This is a genomic window from Methylobacterium ajmalii, from assembly GCF_036448855.1.
GTDB lineage: Bacteria > Pseudomonadota > Alphaproteobacteria > Rhizobiales > Beijerinckiaceae > Methylobacterium > Methylobacterium ajmalii.
The window spans coordinates 81500-94563 of sequence record NZ_JAZFXT010000024.1 but is presented as its reverse complement, the minus strand read 5'-3'; the positions used below and the strand labels follow the sequence as shown (position 1 = coordinate 94563).

Genomic DNA, 13064 nt, shown 5'->3' with positions numbered 1-13064 from the left:
CTCAGTAGCCGTCGTAGATGCTGCCGCCGCCGAAGACGAGGCCGGTGCCGGCGCCGACCGCCGCGGCACCGAGCCCGATCCCGGCCCCCGCGAGGCCGAGGCCCGCACCGACGAGGCCGCCCGCGGCCGGGCCGGCCCCGTAGCCACCGCCGTAGCCGCCGCCATTGGCCGGCACCCAGCCCGAGCGGCCGGGCTCGACCAGGACGCGGCGCTGGTAGGAGGCGTAGGCCGGCGGGATCACCTGCGGCACCACCTGGGCCGGGCGCACCAGCACCCGGCGGGTCTGGGTCGCGTAGCGCGGCGGGATCGTGACCCAGCAGCCGACGGTCTGGCCGTAGGCGTCGACCGAGGTCTGCCAGACGCGGCGGGCCGGGGCCACCAGCACCTGCTCGGACACGGTGTCGTAGACCGGCGGCACGACGTGGGTCACCGTGCGCGGCGGGCGCACCATCACCTGCTCGGACACCGTGCCGTAGACCGGCGGCGTCGAGACCTGGCGGTAGCAATCGGTGGTGCAGCCGTAGCCGCCGGCGAGCGCCGGGGCGGCGGAGACGAGGCCGGCCGCGAGCGCGGTCGCGGCGATGGCACGGGTGACCGGAGCGGTCATGGTCGGAGATCCTCGGGGGTCGCGGGGAATGACGCCGGCGCGACACTCGCCAGCGCCACGCTTGTCCGGCAGTGAAGCCGGGGCGACGCCCGCCAGGCAAGCCGAAACCCCCAAGAGGGTAAAATTGCCCTCGGGATTTATTACGTATTTCGGCGAATTGCGGAGGGTTTCGCGCAAGGCTGAGAGTCGATCGACTCTTCCGGTCCGGGAACCACCGAATCCCGCGCGATCTCTATACTTGTGGTAAACCACGTAGGCCGCTTCGCCGGTGGACGGGCGGAACCTTCGGGCCGAACGGGGACCTGCGAAGGGGCCGGAGAGGCGGTCGCGCGGCCGGCGCCGCTTCCGTCCGGGCATCAGCTCGGCGCCACGACCACGTGCCCGACGGTCGCTCAAGACGGCCGGTACACGGCGTCCTAGGGGTGATGTGGTTTCCGCGCGATCTGTTCGACTAACCGTAGACGCATCCCCCCTCTCCCGTACGGGGAACGAACCGCTCCGCGTGTCCCGGAGGCTCCGGCTTCTGAGAGGGGGAGCCATGACGAAGCGAACAGCCCGGCTTTTTCCCTGAGGTGCGCGACCTCAAGGGCGAGCACGGCTCGCAATGGTCGGCGATCCAGTCGATTGCGGCCAAGATCGGCTGCTCGGGCGAGACGCTACGAAACCGGGTGCGCCAGTTCGAACGCGATCAAGGTGTGCGACCCGGGCAGACGACGGACGAGCGCGAGCGGATCAAGGCGCTCGAACGTGAGAACCGTGAGCTGCGCCGAGCCAACGAGATCCTGCGCAAGGCGAGCGCGTATTTCGCTTTTGCCGAGCTCGACCGCCGGTCGCGGCCTTGATCGGCTTCATCGACGATCATCGGGAGGTCTACGGGGTCGTCCTTCGAGAGCCCAGGATGAGGCCGACCTGCAGGGTCCTGCCGATCGCCGATATACTCCAGGGGCAGGCCGAGCGCCGTCAGGGCCGCGGATGAGAGCGCAGGGCTCGCTTGCTACCCGCGTCTCCTTGAGGATCCGACCCGTCGCGTCGACCACACAGATCGGGGTCTCTTCCAGGGAGACGTCGAGGCCGGCAAAGTGCGTCATGGCCGCTCCTTCCCGATGCCGTGGCGATCGAACCTCGATCACGATCTCACGGCTCGATAGGAGGAGCAGCCTTCAGCGGACCTGCAGCGTCTCGCCAACTACCCAATCTGTTCGACTTGCATCGATACATTCGCGAGGGGATTTTCCATCCCGCCAGCAACCTCATCCTGAGGTGTTGGAGGCAAGATCATCCTGCGACCTATCGCGTGTGTCAAACAGGCTCTGAGCGATAAGGAAATTGTGGCGCCGACTGCAAGTGCCCTTCCATGTCAACCCATCCTTGCCGGGCCGAAACCTCGGGATCAAGTCCGGACCGGGACGTGGACTATTTTTCCAGGAACCGGCGCGCGAGACGAGTTTTTCCTCGACGTCACACCACGCCGGGCGCCACCGCGGCCGAATCCGGCGGCACCGCCCGCGGGCGGCGATTCTCGTCGATCGCCACGAAGGTGAACAGCGCCTGCGTGACCTTGATCGTCTCCTCGCTCTCCCGGGCGCGGCGCCAGGCCTCGATCTGGATGCGGATCGAGGAGCGGCCGACCGAGACGATGTGAGCGTAGAGGCTGACCTCGTCGCCGACGACCACCGGCTGCAGGAATGTCATGCCCTCGACCGCGATGGTGGCGCAGCGCCCCCGGGCGCGCCGCGCCGCGACGTTGCCGGCGGCGAGGTCCATCTGCGCCATGAGCCAGCCGCCGAAGATGTCGCCGGCCGGGTTGGTGTCGGCCGGCATCGCGATGGTGCGGATCACCGGGGGGCCCCAGGCGGCGAGCGGAGCGGACGGGTCGTCGGTCATCGGAGTGGGCCAGCGCGATTCGGGACGGGACGGCGCACCCTAGCCCGTTCCTCGCCCAAGGTAAGCAGCGAGCCGGCGTTTCGTCACGCCGCCGCGAACAATCCTCGCGCCCGCTCCACGAGCTGCGCCGCTGCGTGCGCCGGATAGGGCTCGCGGGTGCCGTGGCCCCAGACCGGGCCGGGCCAGGCCGGATCGGAGCGGAAGCGCCCGACGACGTGGACGTGGAGCTGCGCCACCACGTTGCCGAGCGCCCCGACATTCACCTTGTCGGGCTGGGCGAGCGCCTGCATCACCCCGACCGTCAGGCGCGTCTCCTCCATCAGCCGGGCGGCGTCCTGCGGCGAGAGGTCGGTCAGCTCGGAGGCACCGGGGAGCCGGGGCACCAGGACGAACCAGGGGAAGCGCTTGTCGTTCAGGAGCAGCACGCTCGACAGGGCGAGGTCGCCGAGCGCGATGGTGTCGGCGGAGAGCCGCGGGTCGAGGGCGAAATCGGTCATCGGGGTCCGTCAATGCGCCATCAGCACCGGCATGGTGGCATGGGCGAGGATGTGGCTGGTGGCGCCGCCGAAGATCATCTGGCGCAGGCGGCTCTGGGTGTAGGCGCCCTTGACCAGGAGGTCGCAGCCGATCGCCTCCGCTTCGGTGAGGAAGACCTCGCCGACGGCGCGGCGGCCGGCCGCGAGGGTGCGCCCCTGCGCCGACAGGCCTTCGCGGTTGAGGGCGGCGGCCATCTCCTCGGCGCTCGGGCCGGGTACCATGCCGGCATCGACCCCCAGCACCTCGATCCGCGAGGCGGCGCGCAGGAACGGCGCCGCGAAGGCGACCGTGCGGGCGGTCTCGGTCGAGCCGTTCCAGGCGATCATCACGGTCTCGCCGATGCTCGCGGGCGTCGTCGGCGGGGCGATGATCAGCGGGCGCCCGCTCTCGAACAGGACCGCCTCCAGGGTGGTCATCCGGGGCGTGCCCTCCCCGCTTCCGGGCCGGCCGACGATCGTGGCGTTGAACAGCCGGGCGTGCTGGGCCAGGAATCCGTCGCCGGGAGGCGCGTCGGGGCGCCAGCGGTAGCGCGGGCCGCTGCGGCCGGCATCGGCGCTGTCGCGGGCGACGCCGTGGCGGTCCATCGCCGCGGTGAACAGGCCGCCGCAATCGCGGGCCTCGACGAGGTCGGTCTCCTCGTCGCGCACCCAGGTCATGCCGCCGACCATGTCGACGGGGACGTACTCGGCCAGCGCCGGGCGCAGGCCGAACCCCTCGATGCTGGCGTCGAACCGGCGGGCGGTGAGCACGGCGGTGTCGAGCACCGAATCGAGCAGGGTGTGGCGGGCGACCGGAACGAGAAGCGTCTTCATGGCGGCGCACTCACCTCTGGAGCCTCGGGACCCCGCGATAGCATCACGGCGGCCTCCGCCCTGTCCAGGGGGCAGGACGGCTCCTCCACGGCGGAGCGTCAGGATCGTGCCGAGGCCTCCACCGCGCCGCGGCGGCGCGGCTCCGCCTCCCCGGCCTCCTCCGGCGCTGCGTCGTCCTCGGGCGGATCTTCCCCCTCGGGCGGGTTGGACTGGCTGCAAGCGGCGCCCGCCCCGTCCTGGCCGCCGGGGGCGCAGGTCTCCTCGAGCCACAGGGCCATCATCAGGGCGAGGCCGGCCGGCACGGCGAGCGCCAGGAACGCCCAGGTCCAGCCGAGATGCAACGCGAGCAGGCCCCCGACCCAGCCCGAGAGGGCGCCGCCCACCCCCTGCACCGCCGCGACGGTGCCGAGCGCGGTCTGGGTGCGGCCCGAGCCCCAGGTCAGGTCGGCCACCACCACCGGCACCGCGACGCCGATGACGCCCGAGGCGACGCCGTCGAGCACCTCGGCGAGGATCAACCAGTAGGGGTCGGACAGGAAGGCCGAGAGGAGCGCGCGGGCCGGCAGCACCGCGCAGGCGACGAGGAGGAGCTGGCGCCGGCCGCGCCGGTCGGCGAGGGAGCCGGCAAAGAGCGCCACCGGGATCATCACGGCCTGCGCGACGATGACGTAGCGGGCGGTCCAGCCGGTGCCGTCCTCACCCGCCGCGACGAGCTTCTGGCCGACGAGGCTCAGCATCGAGCCGTTGGCGAGGTTGAACAGGGCGAGCGCCGCCGAGAGGATCAGGAGCCGGCGGTCCGACAGGACCTTCAGGATGCCGGAGCGCTCCGGCTTGTCGTCCGGATCGTCCTCCTTCCAGCCGACGGCGCGGCGGCCGTTATAGGCCTGCTTCGGCGTCGTCAGGGCCGCCACGATGGCGCAGGCGGAGAGCCCGCCGAGGATCCAGAAGGCGATGCTCGGGCCCATGTACGGCGTGCCGAAGCTGATCGCCAGCGCCGCCCCCAGGATGCCGACGTGGTTCCAGGCCTGGTTGCGGCCCTGCTGCTTGGGGAAGGCCTGCTTGCCGACCATGCCGAGCGTCAGCGCCGTCACCGCCGGCACCACCAGGGTGCCGCCGACCGCGGCGATGAACTGGGCGGCGAGCACCGTCATGAACGCCCGGGCCGGCAGGAGCAGCAGGGTCCCGAGGAGAATCGCCGCGCAGGCCGCCGCGATCAGCATCCGGGGCCGGCCGAGCCGGTCGACCAGGGCGCCGAGCGGCCCGCTCAGGCCCAGGGTGGCGAAGCCCACGATGGTGGTGACGAGGCCGACCTCGCTCGGGCCCCACTTCGCGGCCTGCGCCAGCCAGGTGCCGAGGAAGGGGCCGAGCCCGCCCTGGATGTCGCCCACGAAGACGTTGATCAGGGCGAGGTGGGTGGTGGGGTTCATCAACGCGGAAGCGCTCCGGCTTGCCCGTTCGGGCCGTCGTCCAAAAGTCCAGGCCCACACGGCCTACCGCACCTGAACGGGGAATGATCGTGCGCCTGCCACCACCCGGCCCCGCACCGCGGCGCCGTCGAACCGATCCGTTCGACGGTGCCGGGCCGAGCCCGGACGGGCGACGGCGCCGACGCGCCCGACCCCTCGGCCCTCGGCATCGACCTGCCGAGGCGCGAGGCATCACGGGCTCGGCACCGCGAAGGCGGCGGCGAGGCGGGCGAGCATCGGGTCGGGGATGCCCATGGCGACGAGCTGGTCGTGAGTGTGGCGGACGTAGTCCGGGTTGGCGCCCGAGCGGCCGAGGCCCTGGCGCACCAGCCGCACCAGCTCGGCCTCCGGCAGGCGGCCGGCATATTGCGGGTGGCGGCGGTCGACGAGGTAGGTCACCGCCGCGATGCGGCGGCCGTCGTCGAGGGTGACCCCGAGCACCCGCTCGACGTAGACCGCGGTGACCTGCTCGCGCTCGCGCAGGTAGGCGAGCGTGGACGCCGCGTCCGGGCCCGCGACCCGGAACGCCATGCCGCGGCAGGAGCCGCCCCGGTCGAGCCCGAGCACCAAGCCCGGCCGCTCCGGCGTGCCGCGATGGACGTGCGAGAGGACGCAGAGCGAGCGGTGATAGCCGCGCAGGCGCCCCGGCCCGCTCTCGACGAAGGGAAAGCCCGGCCGCCACATCAGCGAGCCGTAGCCGAACACCCAGAGATCCGACGGCTCGCCCGCCTCCATCGCCCGCATCCTCCCCCCGGCACGACCGCGTGAGCGTGCCTCACCCGTTCGGTGTCACCCGCCGGTCTCACTTGCCGGGCGCGGCCGGTAGCAGCTACGGGAGCGCGGTTCAATCCGGGCGGTCCTTCAGGGCCGCCGCAGAACCGGGATCATGCCGATGGACAGGCCGACGCAAGCGGGGCCGACGACCGAGACGGGGCGGACGACCGGAGGACGCGGACCGGGCCTGCGCCTCGGCCTGTTCGCGCCGTTCGTGCTGCTCCTGCTCCTGGCGCTCGCCTGGAGCGCGGGGTGGTTCTGGCTGCGGGGCAAGGCCGAGGGCGAGATCGACCGGTGGTTTGCCCGCGAGGCCCAGGCCGGGCGGCAATGGACCTGCGCCGACCGCTCGCTGACCGGCTTCCCGTTCCGGTTCGAGCTGCGCTGCGCCTCGCTCGGCTTCGCCCGCTCCGACGTGCGCTTCACCACCGGGCCGCTCGTCGCGGTGGCGCAGGTCTACCAGCCGCGCCACGTCATCCTGGAGGCGACCGGGCCGTTCAAGGTGCAGCAGGGCGGCCTTGATGCCGACGTGACCTGGACGAGCCTGGAGGCGAGCCTGCACGCCACGAGCGACGGCTTCCAGCGCGCCTCCGTGGTGGCGGACGGCCTGAAGGGCAGCGTCACCGGCGCCGACCCGTCGCCGATCGACTTCTCGACCCAGCATCTCGAGCTGCATGCCCGCCCGACCCCGGGCCGCTTCGAGACCGACGGTGCCGTCGACCTCAGCGCCCGGGTGAGGCAGGCCGCCGTGCCGATGCTCGACCCGGTGCTCGGCGGCACCGAGCCGGCGGACCTCGCGCTCGACGCCACCGTGACCCGGGCGGCGGGTTTCCGCACCCGCACCCTGGCACAGGAGCTCGAGCGCTGGCGCGAGGCCGGCGGCACCGTCGAGATCACCAGCCTCGCCGCAGAGAAGGGCAGCCGGCGGCTGCGGGCGCAGGGCGTGCTCGCCCTCGACGAGCTGCACCGGCCCTCGGGCCAGCTCGACGTGCGCACCGCCGGGCTCGAGCAGGTGATCGCCCCGCTGATCAGCGAGCAGCTCGGCGCGCGCCTCGGCGGCGACGGCGCGGCGCTGATCGGCAACATCGTCGGCCAGTTCCTCGGCGGGCGCCGCAAGGAGCCGGCGCCGGGCCAGGGTGCCGGCGACCGGCCGGGCGAGCCGCCGCTCAAGGTGCTGCCGACCGTGCGCCTCGCCGGCGGGCGGGTGGTGGTCGGGCCGTTCGCGGTGCCGAACGTCCGGCTGCAGCCGCTGTACTGAGCCCGCCGAATTGACGCGGCGGGGCGGTTGCCGCCCCGCCCCGGCCGTCGTACCCCAGGGGGCATGAGCCAGACCGCGCGCTTCCAGAGCTTCGAGGATCCCAGCCACCGGGAGGGCGCGGCGCGGGTCGCGGCGCTCCGGGCGGCGATGGCGCAGAGGGGCGTCGCCGGCTTCGTCGTGCCGCGGGCCGACGAGCACCAGTCGGAATACGTGCCGGCCAATGCCGAGCGGCTGGCCTGGCTCACCGGATTCACCGGCTCGGCCGGCACGGCGATCGTGCTCGCCGACAAGGCCGCCCTGGTGGTCGACGGGCGCTACACGCTCCAGGCGGCCGAGCAGGTCGACACCGCGATCGTCACCCCGGTGCCGCTGGCCGAGACCAGCGTCGAGGCCTGGATCGAGGCCAACCTCCCGGCGGGCGGGGTGCTCGCCTACGATCCCTGGCTGCACACGCCGGACGGCCTCGCCCGGCTGGAGCGGGCCGCGCAGGCCGCGGGCGGACGCGTCGAGGCGACGGCGCTCAACCTCGTCGACCTCGTCTGGATCGACCGCCCGGCCGCGCCCCGCGCCCCGGTGGTGCCCCATCCGGACCACCTCGCCGGCGAGGCGGCGGCAGCCAAGCTCGACCGCGTGCGCGCCGCCCTCGACAAGGCGCGGCTCGACGCGCTGGTCGTGTCGGACCCGCACAACCTCGCCTGGGCGTTCAACCTGCGCGGCGGCGACGTCTCCCACACTCCCCTGCCGCTCGGCTACGCGGTGATCCCGCGGGACGGCCTGCCGCGCCTCTTTCTCGATGCCCGCAAGGTCACGGCCGAGGCGCTCGCCGCCCTCGACGGGCTGGCCGAGCGCCACGATCCCGAGGCGCTGACCGAGGCGCTCGACGCCCTCGGCGCGGGCAACGCCCGGGTGCGCCTCGACGCGGCGACCGGCGCCGTGGCCCTGCGCCGGCGGATCGAGGCGGCGGGCGGCAGCGTCGATGTCGGGCCCGACCCGATCACCGCCATGAAGGCGGCGAAGAACGCCGCCGAGATCGCCGGCACCCGCGCCGCCCACCGGCGCGACGGCGCCGCGGTGACCCGCTTCCTCGCCTGGCTCGCCCGCGAGGCCCCGGGGGGCGCCGTCTCGGAGATCGACGCGGTGGTGCGGCTCGAGGCCTTCCGGGCCGAGACCGGCCTTCTGCGCGAGATCGCCTTCCCGACCATCTCTGGCTCGGGCCCGAACGGCGCCATCGTGCACTACCGGGTCTCGCGCGGCACCGACCGCCGGGTGCAGCCCGGCGAACTGTTCCTCATCGACTCGGGCGCACAATACGCCGACGGCACCACCGACATCACCCGCACGGTCGCGGTCGGCACCCCGAGCCCGGAGATGCGCGACCGCTTCACCCGGGTGCTCAAGGGCCACATCGCCATCGCCACCGCGGTGTTTCCCCGCGGCACCACGGGGGCGCAGATCGATTCCTTCGCCCGGCGCCCGCTCTGGGAGGCCGGCCTCGACTTCGATCACGGCACCGGCCACGGCGTCGGCGCCTTCCTGTCGGTGCACGAGGGGCCGCAGCGCATCGCCAAGACCGGCACGGTGGCGCTCCAGCCCGGGATGATCGTCTCGAACGAACCCGGCTACTACAAGGTGCAGGCCTTCGGCATCCGCCTCGAGAACCTGGTTCTGGTCGAGGAGACGAGCCTGCCGGGTGCCGAGCGACCGATGCTCGGCTTCGAGACCCTGACGCTGGCGCCGTTCGACCGCGCGCTGGTGGCCCTGGAGCTGCTCACCCCGGCGGAGACGGCCTGGCTCGACGCCTACCACGCCCGGGTGCGCGCGGCCCTCGACGACCTCGTCGACCCGGAGACCCGGACGTGGCTGGCGGCGGCGACGCGGCCGCTCGCCGAAGCCTAATTCCGCGACGGCGCAACCTTCTAACCGTTAGCAGAGGGGCATTCTTCCCCTCAGTCATCCGAACTATATCGAAAGAATTCGAAGTCTCCTCGGAACCGCGCAGATTTGACGTCGATTGCGCGCGGCGGCCGCCGTACCGTTCCGCTGCTTCACAGGCAGGGGACGATCGGATGACGACGAGGATGATGGCGGCCGCCCTGGCGGTCGGGGCGGCGCTGCTCGGCACGGTGCCGGCGCGGGCCGAGGCGATGGATTGCGCCGCGGTGAGCGAGCGCCAGATCGAGGGCCTGTTCGACCGCTGGAACGCGTCGCTGGCGACCCTCGACCCGGCGAAGGTCACGGCGAACTACGCCCCCGACGCCGTGCTGCTGCCGACGGTCTCGAACGTGCCGCGCACCGACCGGGCGATGATCCAGGACTACTTCGTGCACTTCCTGGAGAAGCACCCGCAGGGCGTCATCAACACCCACACCATCCGCATCGGCTGCAACCTGGCGACCGATGTCGGCACCTACACCTTCCTGGTCGACGGCAAGAAGCCGGGCGAGCACGTCGTCGTGCCGGCCCGCTACAGCTTCGTCTACGTGCTCAGGGACGGCGAGTGGCTGATCGCCCACCACCATTCCTCGGCGATGCCAGAGCCGGTCATCGCCGTCACGGCGGCCGCCAAGGAGCATTGAGGCGGGGCCCGGCTCACTCCGCCGGCAGCCGCCCCTCCGCCTCGTCGGGACGGGCCGCGGGCCGGCGGCCGCGGCGCAGGGCGAGGACCGTCCGGGTCACGCCCGTCCCGAGCCGGTCCATGTAGAGGTAGAGCACCGGCGTGATGAACAGGGTGAGGAGCTGGGAGACCAGCAACCCGCCCACCACCGCGACGCCCAGCGGCTGGCGCAATTCGGCGCTGGCGCCGTGCCCGATGGCGATCGGCAGGGTGCCCATCACGGCGGCGGCCGTCGTCATCATGATCGGCCGGAAGCGTAAGCCGCAGGCCTCGCGGATCGCCGCCGCCGGGCTCCAGCCCTTCTCGCGCTGGAGCACCAGGGCGACGTCGATCATCATGATGGCGTTCTTCTTCACGATGCCGATCAGCATGAGCACGCCGATGATCGCGATGACCGAGAGGTCCATCCCGTAGAGCTGGAGGGCCCCCAGCGCCCCGATCGCCGCCGCCGGCAGGCCGGTGAGGATGGTGAGCGGGTGGATGAAGCTCTCGTAGAGGATGCCGAGCACGAGGTAGATCGTGATGACGGCGGCGGCCAGCAGCAGGCCCTGGTTGGCCAGCGCGTCCTGGAATACCTGGGCGGTGCCGGCGAACGTCGTCGTGATGGTGCCGGGTACCCCGAGCGAGTCCTTGATCTCCGCGATGCGGTTGACCGCCTGGCCGAGCGCCACGCCGGGGGCGAGGTCGAACGAGATCGTCACCGCCGGCAGGAGGCCGAGCTGGTTGATCGAGAGCGGGCCCGGCACCCGGGTGATGCCCGCCACCGCCGAGAGCGGGACGAGCTTGCCGTTGGTCGCGCGCAGGCGGATCTCGTCGAGGCGGTCGGCGGTCCAGTTCAGGCGCGGGTCGAATTCGGTGATGACCTGGTAGCTGTCGGCGGTACCGTAGATGGTCGAGACCTGGCGGGTGCCGAAGCCGGTATAGAGGGTCTGGCGGATCTGGTCGGAGGTGATGCCGAGCGCCTGCGCCTTGTCGGTGTCGACCGTGACCTTGGCCTGGAGCGCGGCGTTCTGCAGGTCGCTGGTGACGCCCGCGAAGATGGCGCGGTCCTTCGCCAGGGCCTCGGTCAGCCGCTCGGACCAGCGCTCGAGCCCGGGCCGGTCGAGGCCCTGCACGACGTACTGATACTGGCTCTTCGACTGGCGCCCGCCGAGGCGCAGGTTCTGCACCGGCGTGATGAACGCGGTCAGGCCCGGCACCGCGGCAAGCTGCTGGCGCAGCTCCGCGATGGTCTTGGGCAGCGGCGGGCGCTGGTCGCGGTCCTTGAGCTCGACGAAGAACGAGCCCTGGTTGAGCGTGCCGGAGAACCCGTTCGAGCCGGCGCGACTCACGACGTGGGCCACCGCCGGATGGCGGGCGAGGATCACCTCGGCCTCGTGCTGGAGCGCGCTCATCGCGTCGAAGGACACGTCCTGGCCGGCCTCCGTCGCGATCTGGAGCTGGCCGATATCCTCGGACGGGAAGAAGCCCTTCGGGATGACGACGAACATCCAGGCGGTGAGCGCGACGGAAGCGAAGAACACCATCAGCACCGCGAAGGGCCAGCGCAGGCAGAGATCGACGCCGCGCTCGTACCAGGCCTGGATGCGGGCAAAGCCGCGCTCGAACAGGTTCTTCTTCTGGCCGTGGCCGGCGGCATCGGCCGGCAGGCGGGCGGCGAGCATCGGGGTGAGCGTCAGCGAGATCACCGCCGAGGCGATGATCGCGATCGTCACCACGATGGCGAACTCGTTGAAGATGCGCCCGACGACGCCGCCCATCAGCAGCACGGGGATGAACACCGCGACGAGCGAGATGGTGATCGACAGGATGGTGAAGCCGATCTCGCCCGCGCCCTTCAGCGCCGCCTCGAACGGCTTCATCCCCTCCTCGACGTGCCGGACGATGTTCTCCAGCATCACGATCGCGTCGTCGACGACGAGGCCGACCGCCAGGGTGAGGCCCAGCAGCGAGATGTTGTCGATCGAGTAGCCGAGAAGATACATCGCCCCGAAGGTGGCGATGATCGAGATCGGCACCGCCACCGAGGGGATCAGCGTCGCGGCGAGCCGGCCGAGGAAGAGGTAGATCACGGCCACGACGAGCACGATGGTCAGCACCAGCGTGAACTGGACGTCGTGCACCGCCTCGCGGATCGACACCGAGCGGTCGTTGACGACGTCGATGGTGCCGCTCGCGCCCAGCTGCTCCTGGAACTTCGGCAGCATCGCCCGGACACGGTCGACGACGTCGACCGTGTTGGCGTCCGGCTGGCGCTGAACGGCGAGCACCAGGGCGCGGGTGCCGTCCTTCCACGAGGCGATGCGGTTGTTCTCGACCGAATCGATGACGCGGGCGACCTCGCCGAGACGCACCGGCCGGCCGTTGCGGACCGCCACGATCACGTCGCGGAACGCATCGGCGTTCATCAACTGGGTGTTGGTCTGGATGGTGAGATTCTGCCCTCTCCCCTCGACCACGCCGACCGGGGTCGAGGTGTTGGCGTTCTGGATACCCGCCTGCACCTCGTCGACGCCGATGCCGCGGGCGGCGAGCACGTTGGGATCGAGCTGGACCCGCACGGCGAATTTCTGGCTGCCGTAGACCAGCACCTGGCCCACGCCCGTGATGGTCGAGAGCGAGGGTGAGATCACCGTCTGGGCGAAGGCGTCGAGCGTCGGCAGCGGCGTCGTCTCGCTCGACAGGGCGAGCAGGATCACCGGCGCGTCGGCGGGGTTGAGTTTGCGGAAGCTCGGCGGGATGGTCAGCTCGATCGGCAGCCGGCGCAGGGTCCGGGTGATCGCCGCCTGCACGTCGGCGGCGGCCTGGTCGATGTTGCGCGACAGCTCGAACTCGACGGTGATCGAGGTGAAGCCCTGATAGTTCGTCGCCGAGATCGTGGCGATCGACGGGATCGTGGAGAACTCCTTGATCAAGGGCGTCGCCACCGAGGCCGCCATCGATTCCGGCGAGGCGCCGGGGAGCTGCGCGGTGACCGAGATGGTCGGAAAGTCCACGGTCGGCAGGGCCGCGACCGGCAGGAAGCGGTAGGCGAACAGCCCCGACAGCGTCAGCGCGATCGACAGCAGGATCGTGGCGACGGGCCGGCGGATGAACGGGGCCGAGAGATTCATCG

Annotated in this window: 10 protein-coding genes and 2 pseudogenes; 4 read left to right on the top strand and 8 right to left on the bottom strand. The window is 71.8% G+C overall.

From position 1 onward, the window contains the following. Position 1 precedes the first annotated feature (1 nt). Positions 2-607 carry a hypothetical protein gene (locus V3T34_RS10790; protein WP_060848591.1) on the bottom strand — a complete coding sequence of 202 codons (606 nt, stop codon included), beginning with the start codon at positions 605-607 and terminating at the stop codon, positions 2-4. A 538-nt stretch (positions 608-1145) separates the two neighbouring features. Between V3T34_RS10790 and V3T34_RS10785 the strand changes: the two are divergent. Further along, a pseudogene (locus tag V3T34_RS10785) lies at positions 1146-1538 on the top strand (transposase); the annotation flags it as partial. Here V3T34_RS10785 and V3T34_RS10780 read toward each other — a convergent pair. The 6 genes and pseudogenes from V3T34_RS10780 to V3T34_RS10755 form a co-directional block, all read right to left on the bottom strand. After that, a pseudogene (locus tag V3T34_RS10780) lies at positions 1536-1695 on the bottom strand (IS110 family transposase); the annotation flags it as partial. The pseudogenes V3T34_RS10785 and V3T34_RS10780 sit on opposite strands and share 3 nt — an antisense overlap. 370 nt (positions 1696-2065) lie before the next feature. Continuing rightward, the gene (locus tag V3T34_RS10775) at positions 2066-2491 is read right to left on the bottom strand and encodes an acyl-CoA thioesterase (protein WP_091754447.1); all 426 of its coding nucleotides are present in this window, start codon (positions 2489-2491) and stop codon (positions 2066-2068) included. 83 nt (positions 2492-2574) lie between these two features. Beyond that, positions 2575-2988 carry an HIT domain-containing protein gene (locus V3T34_RS10770; RefSeq protein WP_060848588.1) on the bottom strand — a complete coding sequence of 138 codons (414 nt, stop codon included), beginning with the start codon at positions 2986-2988 and terminating at the stop codon, positions 2575-2577. 9 nt (positions 2989-2997) lie between these two features. Next, positions 2998-3840 (bottom strand): universal stress protein, encoded by an 843-nt coding sequence (locus V3T34_RS10765; RefSeq protein ID WP_305076724.1) that lies wholly within the window; start codon positions 3838-3840, stop codon positions 2998-3000. Between the two features lie 98 nt (positions 3841-3938). Then, positions 3939-5267 (bottom strand): MFS transporter, encoded by a 1329-nt coding sequence (locus tag V3T34_RS10760; RefSeq protein ID WP_305076725.1) that lies wholly within the window; start codon positions 5265-5267, stop codon positions 3939-3941. A 231-nt stretch (positions 5268-5498) separates the two neighbouring features. Then, the gene (locus V3T34_RS10755; RefSeq protein WP_060848586.1) at positions 5499-6041 is read right to left on the bottom strand and encodes a gamma-glutamylcyclotransferase; all 543 of its coding nucleotides are present in this window, start codon (positions 6039-6041) and stop codon (positions 5499-5501) included. Between the two features lie 151 nt (positions 6042-6192). On the opposite strand from V3T34_RS10755, the gene V3T34_RS10750 reads away from it, so the two are divergent. From V3T34_RS10750 to V3T34_RS10740, 3 genes are all read left to right on the top strand, one after another. Further along, a complete protein-coding gene (locus V3T34_RS10750; protein ID WP_331369162.1) occupies positions 6193-7335 on the top strand; it encodes a DUF2125 domain-containing protein in 1143 nt (380 codons plus the stop codon). 63 nt (positions 7336-7398) lie between these two features. Further along, positions 7399-9231: an aminopeptidase P family protein gene (locus V3T34_RS10745; protein WP_305076726.1), complete on the top strand. Its 1833-nt coding sequence runs from the start codon at positions 7399-7401 to the stop codon at positions 9229-9231. A 170-nt stretch (positions 9232-9401) separates the two neighbouring features. Then, on the top strand, positions 9402-9911 hold the full coding sequence (locus V3T34_RS10740) for an SgcJ/EcaC family oxidoreductase (RefSeq protein ID WP_060848583.1): 510 nt from the start codon (positions 9402-9404) through the stop codon (positions 9909-9911). A 13-nt stretch (positions 9912-9924) separates the two neighbouring features. Here the strand turns inward: V3T34_RS10740 and V3T34_RS10735 are convergent, their stop codons facing one another. Continuing rightward, positions 9925-13062, bottom strand: coding sequence for an efflux RND transporter permease subunit (locus tag V3T34_RS10735; protein ID WP_305076727.1), 3138 nt, complete (start codon positions 13060-13062; stop codon positions 9925-9927). Between the last annotated feature and the right edge of the window lie 2 nt (positions 13063-13064).

Bases quoted from the DNA above. Each gene is read 5' to 3' on its own strand.
- V3T34_RS10745 (WP_305076726.1), top strand. From the start codon at position 7,399: ATGAGCCAGACCGCGCGCTTCCAGAGCTTCGAGGATCCCAGCCACCGG.
- V3T34_RS10755 (WP_060848586.1), bottom strand. From the start codon at position 6,041: ATGGAGGCGGGCGAGCCGTCGGATCTCTGGGTGTTCGGCTACGGCTCG.
- V3T34_RS10765 (WP_305076724.1), bottom strand. From the start codon at position 3,840: ATGAAGACGCTTCTCGTTCCGGTCGCCCGCCACACCCTGCTCGATTCG.
- V3T34_RS10775 (WP_091754447.1), bottom strand. From the start codon at position 2,491: ATGACCGACGACCCGTCCGCTCCGCTCGCCGCCTGGGGCCCCCCGGTG.
- V3T34_RS10790 (WP_060848591.1), bottom strand. From the start codon at position 607: ATGACCGCTCCGGTCACCCGTGCCATCGCCGCGACCGCGCTCGCGGCC.
- V3T34_RS10770 (WP_060848588.1), bottom strand. From the start codon at position 2,988: ATGACCGATTTCGCCCTCGACCCGCGGCTCTCCGCCGACACCATCGCG.
- V3T34_RS10760 (WP_305076725.1), bottom strand. From the start codon at position 5,267: ATGAACCCCACCACCCACCTCGCCCTGATCAACGTCTTCGTGGGCGAC.
- V3T34_RS10750 (WP_331369162.1), top strand. From the start codon at position 6,193: ATGCCGATGGACAGGCCGACGCAAGCGGGGCCGACGACCGAGACGGGG.
- V3T34_RS10740 (WP_060848583.1), top strand. From the start codon at position 9,402: ATGACGACGAGGATGATGGCGGCCGCCCTGGCGGTCGGGGCGGCGCTG.
- V3T34_RS10735 (WP_305076727.1), bottom strand. From the start codon at position 13,062: ATGAATCTCTCGGCCCCGTTCATCCGCCGGCCCGTCGCCACGATCCTG.